Consider the following 14032-nt stretch of genomic DNA (forward strand, 5'->3'; position numbering starts at 1 on the left):
GGGTGCGCATGCGGTCAAGGCAAAGAACCTCGCCGATTTGCAGTCCGCCTTGCAGACCGCGCGCGGCAAGCGCAAGCCGACCGTCATCGTGATCGACACCACCGCAGCCCCGGGTCCCGGAGACGGTCTGGACGGGGCAGGGCACTGGTGGGACGTCGCCGTGCCGCAGGTGGACAGCGATGCCAATGCACCCGAGCGCCTCCGCGCTGCTTACGAGACCTACATCACAAACGCCGCACGGGCGCGGCTGGTGAACTGAAGACACAAGCGGGTGACCCCGCTCAGATCGCATCAGAACAGAGAAAGAGGCCACCATGATCCGCTTCGGCACCAATCCCATTGCCTGGGCCAATGACGACGACCAGAGCATCGGCGCGGATATTCCGACCGCCCGGATTCTGGACGAGGCCGGCCGCCAGATCGGCTTTGACGGGATCGAGAACGGCCATCGCTGGCCGCAGGATGACCCCGAGGCCTTGCGCACCCTGTTAGCCGACCATGGGTTGGTCTTTGTTTCGGGCTGGTATTCCACCAACCTACTGGTGCAGTCCGTCGAGGACGAGATCAAGGCGGTGCAGGGCCATCTGGCCAAGCTCAAGCACAATGGCTGCCGCGTCTGCATCGTATGCGAATGTTCCAATACCGTGCATGGCAACCCCGATGTGCCAGTCAACGCCCGCCCCAGACTGACACCCGCCGAGATGGCCGATTTCGGGGCCAAGCTGGAGGAGTTTGCCGCTTATCTGGCCGGGGAAGGCATCACGCTCGCCTATCATCACCACATGGGGACTGTGGTGGAAAGCCCGGATGAGATCGATGCCCTCATGGCGGCGACCGGCCCCCACACGCATCTGTTGTTCGACGCAGGCCACTGCACCTTTGGCGGCGGCGATCCGGTGGAGGTGCTGGGGCGTCACTTCGGGAGGGTGGCCCATTTCCACGCGAAAAACATCCGCCGCCCGGTCTGCGACCGCGTTCGCGTCGAGGGAATGAGCTTTTTGCAGGGCGTGCTGGCGGGTGCCTTCACCGTTCCGGGCGATCAGGAGGGCGAGATCGACTTTGCGCCCTTGCTCGAGATATTGAAGGGGGCCGGGTATGACGGCTGGATCGTGATCGAAGCCGAGCAGGACCCGAAGATCCGCAACCCGTTGTTGTATCAGACCCTTGGCTTGGCCACGCTGAAGCGGCTTGCGCGCGAGGTCGGGTTGGTCTGATCCCTGCGGCTCGGACCGGGGCTCTGCCCGTCGCCGGCTGGTTCTCGAACCAGTGGCGCACCATCCGGCAACCCCGGGATATTTGAGAACAGATGAAGGAATGGTCGATGAGCTCCTTGCAGCGCAAACCCTTTGGCACCCACGGCAAGGTGCATGAGATCACCCCGCAATCGGCGGGTTGGCGTTACGTCGGCTTTTCGCTTTACCGCCTTCGGGCAGGGGAAACTGCGGCAGAGGCGACCGGCACGCGGGAGGTGATTCTGGTGATGGTCGAGGGCAAGGCCGCCGTGACCGCCGCCGGGCAGGATTGGGGCATCTTGGGCGAGCGCATGAACGTGTTCGAGAAAACCCCGCCGCATTGCCTTTATGTGCCAAACGGGCAGGACTGGCAGGCGGTGGCGACCACGGACTGCACCATCGCCCTCTGTTCGGCCCCCGGCCAGTCGGGTCACGCGGCGCGCCGCATCGGGCCTGACGGCATTACCCTGACGCAGCGCGGGACGGGCCCCAACACCCGCTGGATCAACAACATCGCGATGGAGGCCGAGGATTACGCCGACAGCCTGCTGGTGACCGAGGTGTTCACCCCCGCAGGCAACTGGTCAAGCTATCCGAGCCACCGCCATGACGAGGATGATTTTCCCCGCATCACCTATCTGGAGGAAACCTATTACCACCGCCTGAACCCCGCCGACGGCTGGGCGGTGCAGCGGGTTTACACCGATGACGGCACGCTGGATGAGGTGATGGCGGTGAAAGACGGCGATGTGGTGCTGGTCCCGCGCGGCCACCACCCCTGCGGCGCACCGCACGGGTTCGAGCTTTACTACCTGAACGTCATGGCCGGGCCCTTGCGCAAATGGCGCTTCATTCCGGCCCCAGAGGTCGGGCATTTGTTTTAATCGCTAGGCTTGTTTAAGAATCTGGCCTGACAGTTTCGTCGGTGCGGAGATGGAAATGCCAAGAATCCAGCTGTGATGTGATCGCTAAAGCCGCCAGAATTCGCACCGCTATGGTCGAACGGGCGCTGAATAGTCGGGTTATCCTAAATCTATGTAGCGGAGCGTTAGCATTCGTGCCCTGAGCAACACCGGCCCAATTTTGCCGTAGATCGTCCATTTTAGGGTCTTCAATCGGTTGATCTGATCTTGAGCTTGGCTGTTGCTTCATGGTTCTTAGTTGGCGTTTCTGAGGGCATAAATATCCAAAAGGATTGAACTGGGAAAGCGCAGTATGAAAACCATGTCCTTGCCCATCGCGTAGTCGATCCAGGCTTGCAAGGGATCTGCCCTATGATCGCGTAGGATAATGGTGGATCGAATGGCGATGGGCCTTATTGTTGCGAAGGGCAGTAGGCCTTCCTTCAGTGTTCCGGACTGGACGAGCATAAGCGAGCGGCTGCCTGCCTTTCAACTCTGCGCTCGACTGTCAGCAGGTGCTGCCAATGTACGAAACGTCCCTGATATCCGCAGTTTCCAATTATTTGGAACAAGGCATTGCCCGCGCGGCTGCCTTCTTTTCAGTTCTTCCTCAGAAACGCCCCAGAGTACCACGGGGATGTCAGCTTTGGCGCCGACTGCCGGCGGTCTGGTGGAGTCTCGAATTCCAAAGAATCAACACCTTCGGCGTACAGCGGCAGACCCGTAATCTTGTCCGAAGTGACGGTCGGGCTCATCTCCTTGCCGGACGACTTTAGCAATCACGCCCTGCGGTGCTCTCTTATAAGACCGACCGCCGCTTTGTTCCCTTCTAATCCGCCATGGCAGATGCTAACTCGACAATGCGACCCCGATCAAGGTCGAGCTGGGCCGCATGATACGATTTCTCCAGCCAGACGAGCGACTTGCGCCTCGATCCGACGCGGGCGAGAATTTCCTCGGCGCTTGCTTTAGGAACGATCTCGTCGTGAACCGAGTGCAACACTTGGAGTGGTGACACCACACGGGGCAAGGCCTCGCGTGCGAGGGTGAGCATAGTCATCAGGTCGGCTCCGCTCTTGCGCGTGCGGGTCCTGTAAGTGATTTCAGGCACATTTGGCCCCATCATCAGCATCTCCGACCAGCCAGGTAGGAAATCACCCGGTGCACCGGTCAGGATGTCGATCGCGATCTCGGGCCTGTGCAACAGAACCGCTCCATTCACAGTCGTTACACTGGCCACCTGCTGGGTGGCAAGGGCAGCAACCAACAGCGCCAGCGCACCGCCCATCGACGTGCCGACGACATGCACCGACCGATGCGTATCGCGCAGGCAGTTGAAGGCCTCCAGACCGGCAGTCACCCAGTCGAACGGTCCATACTGCATCATATCAACCGGGTTCGTTCCGTGCCCTGGCAGAGTCGGTGCCAGAACGGAATAACCCTTGGCGGCAAGCCCTGCCGTCAGAAAGCGGACACTTTCTGCCGACGAGCACCAGCCATGCAGGACAAGAAAGGCATCTTCTCTGCCCGGTATATAGACCGGCTCTGCCCCGGCAATCGTAACCACCTGCTGCCCGCGTGCGATCAGGGCCGCGATTGCCGGGGGCGTCGCTGGATGCTTCATGAAAGTCTCCTTGTTTGTGTCTGACGTCAGAGCCCATGGAACAGTTTAGCATGGTTGCGTAGCGGAGGGTTTGCGCCTCATCTTTACCCCAGTTGGAGTTGAATGACGAGATGGGCCGCCATGTCGTTTTTCTGTCGCTTCACAAATGGGCGTACGTACTCCGGTGCGATAAGCTTCACCGAATGGCCGACTGGGATAACTCCCTGGCCCAGTAGCTGGCGCTGCCATAAGCCTTCATGACTACAACCGCTGGCGCGTGATCTGCTATGAGCTGCCGAAATTGCAAGCGTGTCAGTTTCTTGCGGAACTTGACTTGGCCCGTCATCAAAGCGCTACGGAGTTAGAAAGCGCTCTTCGCTAGCTAGCATGCGCAAAACCGCTTTACTGGGTCGGTCCCGTTACCGAAGTCCGGACCCTACGGCGCAGGGGTCTTGACGGTCTAGACACTATACATTCTCGCTCGTGTAGATCTCGAATGGGACAATGCTTGTAAATACCGTGGTTTCGCTGGGCGCTGCGACGGAACGGACCATTGATGAAATCGCCTTTTCTGCCAGTTCGGCCAGAGGATGAGAAATGACGAAGGTCAGGCGCCCGTCCAGCAAGCCTGCCTTTGTTTGGGCCATCAAGTCGTAGCCAACGACGACAAGATCGGGCGGGCGAGAAGGATCAGAGAGTGCAGCGAGAACCCCGCTGATTCCCCCGCCTGATACGTAAAGGCCCACAAGGTCCGGGTGGTCGTGTAGCAAGCGCTCGGTCATTTCTTCGGCCACCGAACCGGCTTCAAAAGTCTGAATCGGTTCCAGCAAGGCAAAATCAGGAGCATGTTCGCGAAAGTATGACCGGAAGCCTGCTTCATTCATCTCTTGATTGCGATAGCGGTGGTTGCCCAAAAGAATGCCGACTTTGCCCGCGCGCTTACAGATTTTCGACATAGCCCACGCTGAGGTGCGACCGACCTTCCAGTTGTCCAATCCGATGTAGTGGACTTGCCCTGTCGCTGAAAGCTGCGAGATCAGTGCGAAAACGGGTTTGTTGGAAGCTTGAATGGTTTCAACCGCTTGTATGACCAAAGGGTGAACGGCAGATGTCAGGGCAATGGCGTCGCAGCGTTGCGCAAGCGCGATGGCTTTTTGGGCTGTGTTCTGCGGGGAGAGGTCTTCAAGGAACTCAACCTCGAGTGAGATTTCTGCAGATGTGAACCGCGCGGCAGCATCGTGCAGGGCCGTTGCAACAGCCTGATAAAAGTGCCGGTGGGGTTGAAGCAGGAGTATGCCAAACTTCAGCTTTGGCCGCGCCGCCGTGTTTCGTGCCTGTATGCTGCCTAGACCATAAAAGCCGATCTGTGACGCAGCGATTTCGATCCTCTTGCGGGTAGCCTCGCGCACCGATGCCGTCCCGGCCAACACTCGGTTGACTGTCGCAACAGAAACATTTGCGGCCTCCGCAAGGTCTTTGACTGTTGGGCGGTGCATGCTTGATCCTGATATAAATCGTATCACAGTTAGGCTGTTTATGATACAAATGACACGAAAGGTATAAGTATCACTGTATGAGCTTGATCCAATATGCGTCAATGAGTCATTTATTGATACATCGCTTGCTAACGACTTCGAACTTCGAGTCGCTCCGCAAGCTAGGGAGGATTTCTGTTCTGGTTGTGCAATGATTCAGGCGATGCCTGAACTGTTGCTGAGGTGGTTTTAACCACTCTGCAATGCCCAAAAAGTTCGGGGATGACGAGGCTTGGAACGCCACCGCAAAGGTGGTGAGGGAGGAACTGACACATGTTGAAGCGCATTCTTGCGAAATCTATGGCGACGACTGCGATGATCGCGGTTTCCGCATCTATCGGCTTTGCCGCGGATATTGCCGTCGTCGGCGGCAAAAATGACGACGCCTTCTGGAATATCATCAAGAAAGGCATCGATGACGCGCGCCTTGTGGTTGAAGCCAATGGTGGTTCGGTCAACTATCTTCGGCTGCAAACCTATGACAACTTTGCCCCTGACGTTGTGCAACTGATCCAGACGGCCATTAGTCAGGGTGTTGACGGCTTGGTTATTCCAAACTGGGTGCCGGAAGCCGAAGATCCAGCGATCAAACTTGCGATCGAAGCCGGGATCACCGTGATCTTGATGAATGCAGGTGGTGCGGACAAAGCTACCGAGTTGGGCGCCATCAACTATGTCGGCTCTGATGAATACGCCGCCGGTGTTGCGGGCGGAGAGTATTTCGCTAAGAATGGCCAGACGAAAATTCTTTGCGTCAATACCGTTCCAGGGGCTGCCAACCTTGAAGCGCGCTGCAAGGGCGTGATTGACGGTATCACCACCGCCGGTGGCAAGGGCGAACAGCTACCGCTGCCTGCGACAAGTTTTGGCGATCCGACTGCAGTGGCAGAGGCGATCAAGGCTACGCTTTTGAAAGACGGAACGATCGACGGGTTGATTACAATCTCGGCTGGAGACGCGGACTCCGCCGCAATTGGCGTGATGCAGGCCAGCAAGATCGAATCCGTGAAGCTGGGTTCGTTCGACCTGAACGGCGCCGGTCTGGAGCGGATCAAAGGTGGCACCCAGTTGTTCGCAATCGATCAGCAGCCCTATCTTCAATCGTTGCTGGCGGTCACGCTCTTGGCCTCCGCCATCGATTTTGGGACCGACCTGCCGACCCGTCCGGTGCTAACCGGACCGGGTATCGTTGATGCTTCGAACATTGATGCCGTTCTGGCGGGCGTTTCGGCCGGCGCACGCTGATTTATTCGCCCCTCGCGACAAGACGCGCCGCGAGGGGTTGGCATTGCGGCAGTGCTGGTGCTGCTCACACTCAAACAATTGCTTATTTTCGGGGGATATCATGTCAGGCCAATTTTCATTCGGCTCACTTCTCCGCCGTCCCGAGGCGGGTGCCTTCATCGGCTTGGTCGCCGTTCTGGCCTTCTTCGTGGTCTTTGGCGGCTTATCGTTCCTCAAAACCGCAGGAGTCGCCAGTTGGTTGAATGTCGCTGCCAATCTTGGCATTGTCGCCATCCCTATAGGGCTGCTGATGATCTCGGGCGAACTTGACATCTCTATTGGGGCGATGGTTCCGGCTGGATCTATGACTGTGGCCATTCTGTCGGGTTATTTTGGCTTGCCGATCGCTGTCGGGATCCTCGCAGCGCTTGGCTTTGGGGTTCTAGTGGGGCTGCTAAACGGGTTTATAGTGGTTCGCACTGCCGTTCCGTCCCTAATCGTGACCTTGGGCAGCCTGTTTGCGGTGCAGGGCCTGGTACTGGGCCTGTCTGTAATGCTGACCAACACAACCTCGATCCCGCTGACTTCTCCAGCCTGGGCCAAGGCCATGTTCGGCACATTCATCGCGAACCAGTTTCAGGTGATCATCCTGTGGTGGCTTGCGCTGACGGCGGTCTATGTGTTTGTCATCCATTTCAAACCCGTCGGAAACTGGATTTTCGCCATGGGCGGCGACAAGGTGTCGGCGCGCAATGCGGGTATACCGACCGAACGTCTGACCATAATCCTGTTTGTCCTTTCAGCGACCTCGGCCTCGTTTGTCGGCGTATGCCAGGCGATCCTGTTCAACTCTGCCCAGGTTTCGTCGGGTATGTCGTTCATCTTTAACGCCATCATCTCGGTCGTCGTGGGTGGCGTTCTGCTGACTGGGGGTTTTGGGTCGATCATAGGCATCTTCTTTGGCACGATCACCTTCGCCATCGTGAACCAAGGTATATACTTTACCGACTTCGACAGAAACTGGTCCAGCCTGATCATCGGTGTGATGCTGCTGCTGGCCGTACTAATGAACAATACTTTCCGTAAAATGGCGCTGTCGTACAGCCCGAAAAAGAAGTGAGGCAGCCATGAGCACCCCAATTCTTGAACTTGAGAATGTCGACAAGTCCTTTGGCCCGATCCACGTTTTACATAACATCAGTCTGAAAGTCATGCCTGGTGAAGTCCTTTGCCTACTTGGTGATAATGGCGCGGGCAAGTCCACGCTAATCAAGACGCTCGCGGGTGTTCACAAACCGACCTCGGGCGTAGTTAGGTTCGAAGGCAAGCCGGTTGTCTTCGACAATCCAAAACAGGCTCAAGAGATTGGCATTGCAACAGTCCATCAGTTTGGCGGAACTTTCCCGCTGATGTCCATCGGACGATCGTTCTTCGTGGGCGTTGAGCCCACCAAGGGCTGGGGACCGTTCAAAGTCATTGATCGCAAAAAAGCAAACGCAGTTGCAATCAAGGCCATTCAGGACTTTGGCATCACCCGGATCGACGACGGTGATCGATTGATTGGTGGTCTCTCAGGCGGGGAACGCCAATCACTAGCCATTGCCCGCGCCGTCCATCTGGGCGCGCGGGTGCTGATCCTGGATGAACCGACTGCTGCCCTTGGCGTCAAACAGGCCAGCCATGTCTTGCGAATTGTTCTTGAGGCAAAGAAACGTGGGATTTCCGTAATCTTCATCACACACCAGGTCACGCATGCAATGGCGGTGGGCGATCAGTATGCCGTGCTTATCCATGGGTCCGTCGCCGCCAACTTCTACCGAGGTGAAAGGACACGCGAGGAGATCACCGACCTGATGGCAGGTGGTGAGGCATTGGCAAAACTGGAAGCCGAAGTTGAAAACTAAAGACAACAAATGATGGCCACCACCGTGCCGTAGTCGTCCGCACGGTCGGCAACACCCACCCAAGATAGCGGAACTCCAGCGACAAATGTCTGCGGGTTTTCCAGCCACATCCCCGATTTCGGAGTGCTTCGATGAAACACACGCTTGACCCGCACATGATCCGTCACCTTTCGCTTGATGAAACCATCCGCAAAGTGGCCGATCTGGGCTATGACTATGTAGAGATGTCACCGCGCCCAGACTTTTTGGCGTGGTGGACGCGCCCGAAGATGTATCCAGATCGGATACGAAGCTTCAAGAAATCCCTTAAGGATCATAGTATTGGGCTTGCATCGATTCAGCCGATGTATCGTTGGGCCAGTCCATATGCTGATGAATGGGATGTGGCGATTGAAAACTGGAAACGCGCTATTGAAATTGCGGTCGAACTGGAATGTCCGATGTTCGTGTCGGAGTTCGGTCGCGGCGGCAGCCCAGATCGGAGCCTGAACGACCGCTCCGGCCTGCACCGACCTGAATCCTGCGAAAACCAATTCTTCCGGGCGATGGATATTCTGGTGCCGATACTGGAACGTGAAGGAATCAAGCTTTCGCTCGAGGCCCATCCCGAAGACTGGCTCGAGGAAATAGCCCCCGCCATTGACATCATCAAGACCATCAACTCTCCGATGGTCCGCGCTTCTTTCATTGCACCTCACACGTTCTTTTACGGCCCAGACATGGTTGCGAATTTGCGGGCTACAGAAGGTTTTCTGGACCATGTGCGGCTGGCCGATACCTACGACCACACCAAATCCTCGCAGCTACGCTACATCGTCAATCCGCCAGGCTCGAAAGTGCGGGTGCACCAGCACACAGATTTCGGCCAGGGCGAGATCGATTGGGATTTGTTCTTCGGCACCCTAGCCGAAATGAAATTCGATGGAGTGCTGTCCAACTGCGTCTTTGCCTGGGAAGACCGCGCCGACGAAAGCGCCCGCTTTATGCTGGCAGAAACCAAACGCTACATCGATAAATTTTGGAAGTGAGGATCACGCCATGATCAACGGCGAAAGAACCATTCAACGTCCCCTGCGCTGGGGCATGGTCGGCGGCGGTCGTACCGGGCAAGTCGGTTATAAACACCGCACGGGTGCCTTGCGTGACGGCACCTATCAACTTGTCTGCGGTGCCTTCGATCTTGATGCTGCCCGCGGCCGGGATTTCGGGGTCAATCTAGGTGTGTCTGCTGATCGTTGCTACGACGACTACAGGGCGCTGATCGCAGGCGAGATTGGTCGTGCGGATGGGGTGGAGGTGGTTTCCATCGCGACGCCGAACTTCACTCACTACGAAATCACTAAGGCCTGTCTTGAGGCTGGTCTGCATGTGATCTGCGAAAAGCCGCTGTTCTTCACCGTGGCCGAATGTGACGAAGTCGCCGCACTCGCGGCCGCAAAGGGGCTTATCGTTGGTGTCACCTATGGTTTCACCGGCCACCCGCTTGTACATCAGATGGCGGCGATGGTGGCCAAAGGCATGTTGGGCGACATTCGTATCGTCGACATGCAATACACCCACGGTTTCAACGCGGGCGATGACACCAATGCAGGCGACGCTCTGAAATGGCGCACCAATCCCCTGACGGCAGGTCCAACCTTCGTTCTGGGCGATATCGGCACCCATCTTTACTATCTGTCCGAAGTTGTTCTGCCGCACTTGAAAATCGAAAAGCTGCTGTGCGACCGCAAGGCGTTCATACCGACGCGTGCCCCACTCGAAGACCATGCTACGGTCCTAATGCACTATAACAATGGTGCACGCGGACGGCTTTGGGTGTCGTCGGTCAACGCTGGAAACATGGGGTCGCAGCGCTATCGCTTTGTCGGGGCAAAGGCGTCGATCGAATGGTCCGACAGCCACCCCGATCAGCTCCTCTATGACATTCAAGGCGAGCCGAACCAGATCATCCATCATGGTATGCCTTATCTTGAACCCGAAAGCCTTGCCGTGGATCGCATGGGCGGTCTGCATACAGAAGGGTTGGGGGACAGCTGGGCGAACATTTACCTCTGGATTGCCCAAGCCATAGACGCCACCCGTCGTGGTGATGAGGCCTTCCTGCAAGCTCATCATTATCCGGGAATCAAGGCCGGGACCGAAGGCGTGCGCTGGCTGGAAAACTGTGTCCGCTCGGCTGACGCAGGGTCGGCTTGGGTTGATTTTCAGTAATGCCGCCCGGTGCGTCGCCGTCCTCCCCGGTGGCGCACCGTCAAACTCTTAGCTCAGGAAAGATGAACCGATGAAACTCTCGATCTGCACCGACGTGATGGGGAACCTCTCCTTCACCGACATGCTGGACAAATGCGTAAAGCTCGGTGTCGAAGGCATCGAGATGACGGGTGGCGGTTGGTCTAAAGGACCGCACTTCCGCGCCGATGAATTGCTGCAGGACAAGGGTCTTTTGAAACAGAAGCTTGCCGAGATCAAGGCCCGCGGGTTGGAGATTGCGGCCTTGAACTGCTCAGCCAACCCGCTTGACCCGGGCGCGATGGGAACGCGCCATTTGAAAGAAATGAAGGAAACCATCACGCTGGCTGGTGAAATTGGGGTTGAAACCATCGTCACCATGTCGGGTCTGCCCGAAGCGGCCCCTGGCGACAGTGTGCCGAACTGGCTAGTCTACACCAAATCTTGGCCCGATGAGATGCCGGAACGTGACCGCTATCAGTGGGAAGACCGGGCCTTTCCACTGTGGAGCGAACTGGTGGCCTTTGGGACGCAGGCTGGTATCAAGCGGTTTGCACTGGAAAACTTTTCGGCCATGCTGGTTTGGAACCCGGAAACCTTGTTCCGCCTTCGTGACGAGGTGGGCCCTATGGTCGGCATGAACCTTGACCCGTCCCACCTGTTTTGGAAGGGGGCTTGTCCGATTGCCTCTGCCCGTGCGTTGGGTTCGGCCATCCACCACTGCCACGGCAAGGACACCCGCATTGAGCGCGGGCTGGCGGAAGTGAATGGCCTGCTTGAACTGAAAGATGTCACTGACGTCGCCAACCGATCGTGGAACTATGTGGCCGTCGGTGCGGGGCATGACCTGCAATGGTGGAAAGAGTTTTTCTCGGTCGTTCGCATGGTTGGTTACAATGGTTGGGTGTCGCTAGAGATGGAGGATTTCACCATGTCCACCGATGCAGGCATTCGATCGTCGATCGACGCGCTACAAGCGACGATTTCGCGCTAGAGATGCGAGGTAAGATGCGCATTGGCGTAGTAGGATACGGAACAGGCGGACGGCACTTTCATGTGCCGTTCATCCTTGCCGCCAGTACGGTCGATCTTGTGGGCGTGGTTGCACGAGCGCCTGATACCATTGCCAAGGTGCACCAGGATCTTCCCAGCACACCGGTCTTCCCCAGCCTGACAGCAATGCTTGCAGCCGGCGGGATTGATGCCGTAACGATCACTACTCCGCCGCAAACGCGGCGCGATCTCGTGAAGGAGGCCGTCGCCGCAGGGGTTCATGTCATTGCCGACAAACCGTTCGCGGAAGATGCTGGGTCCGCCTTCGAATTGGCGCAGGCAGCGCGAGACCGGGGCATTATTTTGGGTGTATATCACAACCGCCGCTGGGATGCCGACGTTCTCACTTTGCGCCGTGTGCTGGAAGAGGGGCGGCTTGGCAAGATTTGGCGATTGCATTCGCGCATGGACTTGGATCAGCCCGCATCACTCGAGGCAGGTCCCACCGGCGGTTTGCTTCGCGATCTGGGCAGCCATTTGGTTGACCAAACGCTCTGGCTTTTGGGACCAGTAGTCAGCGTGGATGCACAGTTTGATACCGTGACGCTAGCGGCAGGTCAGACGGATGCCGGTTTCACGATATCATTGCGGCACGAAAGCGGCGTTCATTCGCATTTGTCAGCTAGCAAGCTGAACCATGTCTCCACGCGCGAGTTGCGCGCCTACGGCGCTGCGGGGGCCTACGTCTCCCGCTCCACCGATGTTCAAGCCCAAGCTGTGGTAGCCGGCCGGCGTCCTCTCGACCAGATGGCAAGCTGGGGTTTCGAGCCCGAAGCGTCTTGGGGCGTGCTGCATACGTCTCAGGGCGAAGTATCGGTTCCTTCTGAACAAGGCTGCTATCACGCTTATTACGAAGCTTTTTCTAAAGCGGTGCGCACCGGCTCGCCTCCCCCCGTGACCGCCGAAGAAGCCATCGCTGCATTGCAGGTGCTGGACGCCGCCCGGATCAGCGCCACTGAAGGGCGTAGCGTAAGGATTGCTTCAGGTTAGCCCTCCCCCATAGTCACCTTTCCCAGCTGCCCCAGCCATCTATGCCCGAGTTGTCCTATGCCGCTTCCTGATCCCCGCATCACAATATCCTGCGCGCCCTGTTGTTGGGGCGTAGATAATGTGAAGAACCCGCATTTGCCCGCCTGGGAAAAGGTGTTGGACGAAGCGGCCCTTGCCGGATTTGGCGGTCTGGAGCTTGGTCCTTATGGCTATATGCCGTTGGATATCAGCCGAGTTGGTGCAGCGTTGCAGCAACGTGGCTTGTCCATCGTCGCCGGCACAATTTTTGATGACCTAGTCTCTCCTGACAACCGTACAGAGTTGCTGCGCCAAACGCATGAGATCTGCGCCTTCATAACCGCACTGCCGCCGCCTGAACGGCATGACAGCCAACGATACCCGGCTCCCTATCTGACGGTAATGGATTGGGGACACGATGAACGTGACTACGCCGCAGGACATTCCGCTCGAGCGCCCCGGCTTTCTTCGGATGACTGGAATACCATGGTGGGTAATATCCGCGCGATTGCCGAACTTGCGCAGGGAACTTACGGCGTACGCGCTACAATCCACCCGCATGCCGGGGGCTATGTCGAATTTGAGGATGAGCTTGATCGCCTAGCCGACGATATCAGCCACGATGTGGCGGGCCTTTGCCTGGATACTGGGCATTTGGCCTATGCTGGCATGGACCCGGTTGCAACCCTTCGGCGCTTTGCGCATCGCTTGGACTACATCCATTTCAAAGACATAGACGCCGCAGTCTTCAATCGAGTCCTAGGGGAGCGCATCCGATTTTTTGACGCCTGCGCCGTAGGGGTGATGTGCCCCATCGGGCGCGGTATGATCGACTATCCCGCAATCCGCAGCCTGCTGACCGACCTTGGCTATGCCGGTTACATTACCATCGAACAAGAACGCGATCCCCGCAAAGCGGGTGGCGCTCTGGCCGACTTGGCCGCTAGCCGCGCGTTTCTGCGCCAGACCGGATTTTAAGGATATGCTCATGACCAAAACATTGGACGTCATCACCATCGGCCGTGCGGGCGTCGATCTTTACGGGGCACAGGTCGGCGGGCGGCTGGAAGACATGGGCAGCTTTCGCAAGTATATTGGCGGCAGTCCGACCAACATCGCCTGCGGCACGGCACGGCTGGGATTGCGGTCGGGGCTGATTACACGGGTGGGCAATGAGCATATGGGCCGCTTCATCCGCGAGCAGTTGCAGCGCGAGGGCGTTGATGTGCGCGGGGTGGCGACCGACCCGGATCGCCTGACGGCGCTGGTCATTCTGGGGATCCGCGATTCCGAACAGTTTCCACTAATCTTCTACCGCGAGAATTGCGCAGACATGGCGCTG

The 14032-nt window shown here is 57.7% G+C and carries 13 protein-coding genes and 2 pseudogenes; 12 read left to right on the top strand and 3 right to left on the bottom strand.

The window, feature by feature from the left end; translation table 11 throughout:
- The 3 genes and pseudogenes from Q8K08_RS00750 to iolB form a co-directional block, all read left to right on the top strand.
- Positions 1-259: pseudogene (locus Q8K08_RS00750) on the top strand (3D-(3,5/4)-trihydroxycyclohexane-1,2-dione acylhydrolase (decyclizing)); the annotation flags it as partial.
- A 55-nt stretch (positions 260-314) separates the two neighbouring features.
- The gene (iolE, locus tag Q8K08_RS00755; RefSeq protein ID WP_305248880.1) at positions 315-1214 is read left to right on the top strand and encodes a myo-inosose-2 dehydratase; all 900 of its coding nucleotides are present in this window, start codon (positions 315-317) and stop codon (positions 1212-1214) included.
- A gap of 107 nt (positions 1215-1321) precedes the next feature.
- Positions 1322-2116 carry a 5-deoxy-glucuronate isomerase gene (gene iolB / locus Q8K08_RS00760; RefSeq protein WP_305248881.1) on the top strand — a complete coding sequence of 265 codons (795 nt, stop codon included), beginning with the start codon at positions 1322-1324 and terminating at the stop codon, positions 2114-2116.
- 847 nt (positions 2117-2963) lie between these two features.
- Here the strand turns inward: iolB and Q8K08_RS00765 are convergent.
- The 3 genes and pseudogenes from Q8K08_RS00765 to Q8K08_RS00775 all read right to left on the bottom strand — a co-directional run bounded on the left by Q8K08_RS00765 (position 2964) and on the right by Q8K08_RS00775 (position 5233).
- A complete protein-coding gene (locus Q8K08_RS00765) occupies positions 2964-3758 on the bottom strand; it encodes a carboxylesterase (RefSeq protein WP_304801513.1) in 795 nt (264 codons plus the stop codon).
- Positions 3759-3880: 122 nt separating this feature from the next.
- Positions 3881-4083, bottom strand: a pseudogene (locus tag Q8K08_RS21885) (IS110 family transposase); the annotation flags it as partial.
- A gap of 121 nt (positions 4084-4204) precedes the next feature.
- The gene (locus Q8K08_RS00775; protein WP_305248882.1) at positions 4205-5233 is read right to left on the bottom strand and encodes a LacI family DNA-binding transcriptional regulator; all 1029 of its coding nucleotides are present in this window, start codon (positions 5231-5233) and stop codon (positions 4205-4207) included.
- Between the two features lie 339 nt (positions 5234-5572).
- Here Q8K08_RS00775 and Q8K08_RS00780 point away from each other — a divergent pair, with 339 nt between their 5' ends.
- The 9 genes from Q8K08_RS00780 to Q8K08_RS00820 all read left to right on the top strand — a co-directional run.
- Positions 5573-6517, top strand: coding sequence for a substrate-binding domain-containing protein (locus Q8K08_RS00780; protein WP_305248883.1), 945 nt, complete (start codon positions 5573-5575; stop codon positions 6515-6517).
- Between the two features lie 100 nt (positions 6518-6617).
- Positions 6618-7616: an ABC transporter permease gene (locus tag Q8K08_RS00785; protein WP_304797348.1), complete on the top strand. Its 999-nt coding sequence runs from the start codon at positions 6618-6620 to the stop codon at positions 7614-7616.
- A 7-nt stretch (positions 7617-7623) separates the two neighbouring features.
- Positions 7624-8400, top strand: coding sequence for an ATP-binding cassette domain-containing protein (locus Q8K08_RS00790; protein ID WP_304797350.1), 777 nt, complete (start codon positions 7624-7626; stop codon positions 8398-8400).
- Between the two features lie 131 nt (positions 8401-8531).
- The gene (locus tag Q8K08_RS00795) at positions 8532-9428 is read left to right on the top strand and encodes a sugar phosphate isomerase/epimerase family protein (protein WP_304797352.1); all 897 of its coding nucleotides are present in this window, start codon (positions 8532-8534) and stop codon (positions 9426-9428) included.
- Positions 9429-9438: 10 nt separating this feature from the next.
- Positions 9439-10611: a Gfo/Idh/MocA family protein gene (locus tag Q8K08_RS00800; protein WP_304797354.1), complete on the top strand. Its 1173-nt coding sequence runs from the start codon at positions 9439-9441 to the stop codon at positions 10609-10611.
- A 70-nt stretch (positions 10612-10681) separates the two neighbouring features.
- Complete coding sequence (locus Q8K08_RS00805; RefSeq protein ID WP_305248884.1) at positions 10682-11623, top strand: sugar phosphate isomerase/epimerase; 942 nt, start codon at positions 10682-10684, stop codon at positions 11621-11623.
- A 14-nt stretch (positions 11624-11637) separates the two neighbouring features.
- The gene (locus Q8K08_RS00810; RefSeq protein ID WP_305248885.1) at positions 11638-12672 is read left to right on the top strand and encodes a Gfo/Idh/MocA family protein; all 1035 of its coding nucleotides are present in this window, start codon (positions 11638-11640) and stop codon (positions 12670-12672) included.
- 120 nt (positions 12673-12792) lie between these two features.
- Positions 12793-13668, top strand: coding sequence for a TIM barrel protein (locus Q8K08_RS00815; RefSeq protein WP_305248886.1), 876 nt, complete (start codon positions 12793-12795; stop codon positions 13666-13668).
- A gap of 10 nt (positions 13669-13678) precedes the next feature.
- The coding region (locus Q8K08_RS00820; RefSeq protein ID WP_305248887.1) for a PfkB family carbohydrate kinase at positions 13679-14032 on the top strand (354 nt) is incomplete at its 3' end.

The organism is Pseudotabrizicola sp., from assembly GCF_030684215.1.
In the GTDB taxonomy this organism is placed as follows: Bacteria; Pseudomonadota; Alphaproteobacteria; order Rhodobacterales; family Rhodobacteraceae; genus Pseudotabrizicola.

Coding starts and splice junctions, on each gene's coding strand:
- iolE (WP_305248880.1), top strand. CDS start 315: ATGATCCGCTTCGGCACCAATCCCATTGCCTGGGCCAATGACGACGAC.
- iolB (WP_305248881.1), top strand. CDS start 1,322: ATGAGCTCCTTGCAGCGCAAACCCTTTGGCACCCACGGCAAGGTGCAT.
- Q8K08_RS00765 (WP_304801513.1), bottom strand. CDS start 3,758: ATGAAGCATCCAGCGACGCCCCCGGCAATCGCGGCCCTGATCGCACGC.
- Q8K08_RS00775 (WP_305248882.1), bottom strand. CDS start 5,233: ATGCACCGCCCAACAGTCAAAGACCTTGCGGAGGCCGCAAATGTTTCT.
- Q8K08_RS00780 (WP_305248883.1), top strand. CDS start 5,573: ATGGCGACGACTGCGATGATCGCGGTTTCCGCATCTATCGGCTTTGCC.
- Q8K08_RS00785 (WP_304797348.1), top strand. CDS start 6,618: ATGTCAGGCCAATTTTCATTCGGCTCACTTCTCCGCCGTCCCGAGGCG.
- Q8K08_RS00790 (WP_304797350.1), top strand. CDS start 7,624: ATGAGCACCCCAATTCTTGAACTTGAGAATGTCGACAAGTCCTTTGGC.
- Q8K08_RS00795 (WP_304797352.1), top strand. CDS start 8,532: ATGAAACACACGCTTGACCCGCACATGATCCGTCACCTTTCGCTTGAT.
- Q8K08_RS00800 (WP_304797354.1), top strand. CDS start 9,439: ATGATCAACGGCGAAAGAACCATTCAACGTCCCCTGCGCTGGGGCATG.
- Q8K08_RS00805 (WP_305248884.1), top strand. CDS start 10,682: ATGAAACTCTCGATCTGCACCGACGTGATGGGGAACCTCTCCTTCACC.
- Q8K08_RS00810 (WP_305248885.1), top strand. CDS start 11,638: ATGCGCATTGGCGTAGTAGGATACGGAACAGGCGGACGGCACTTTCAT.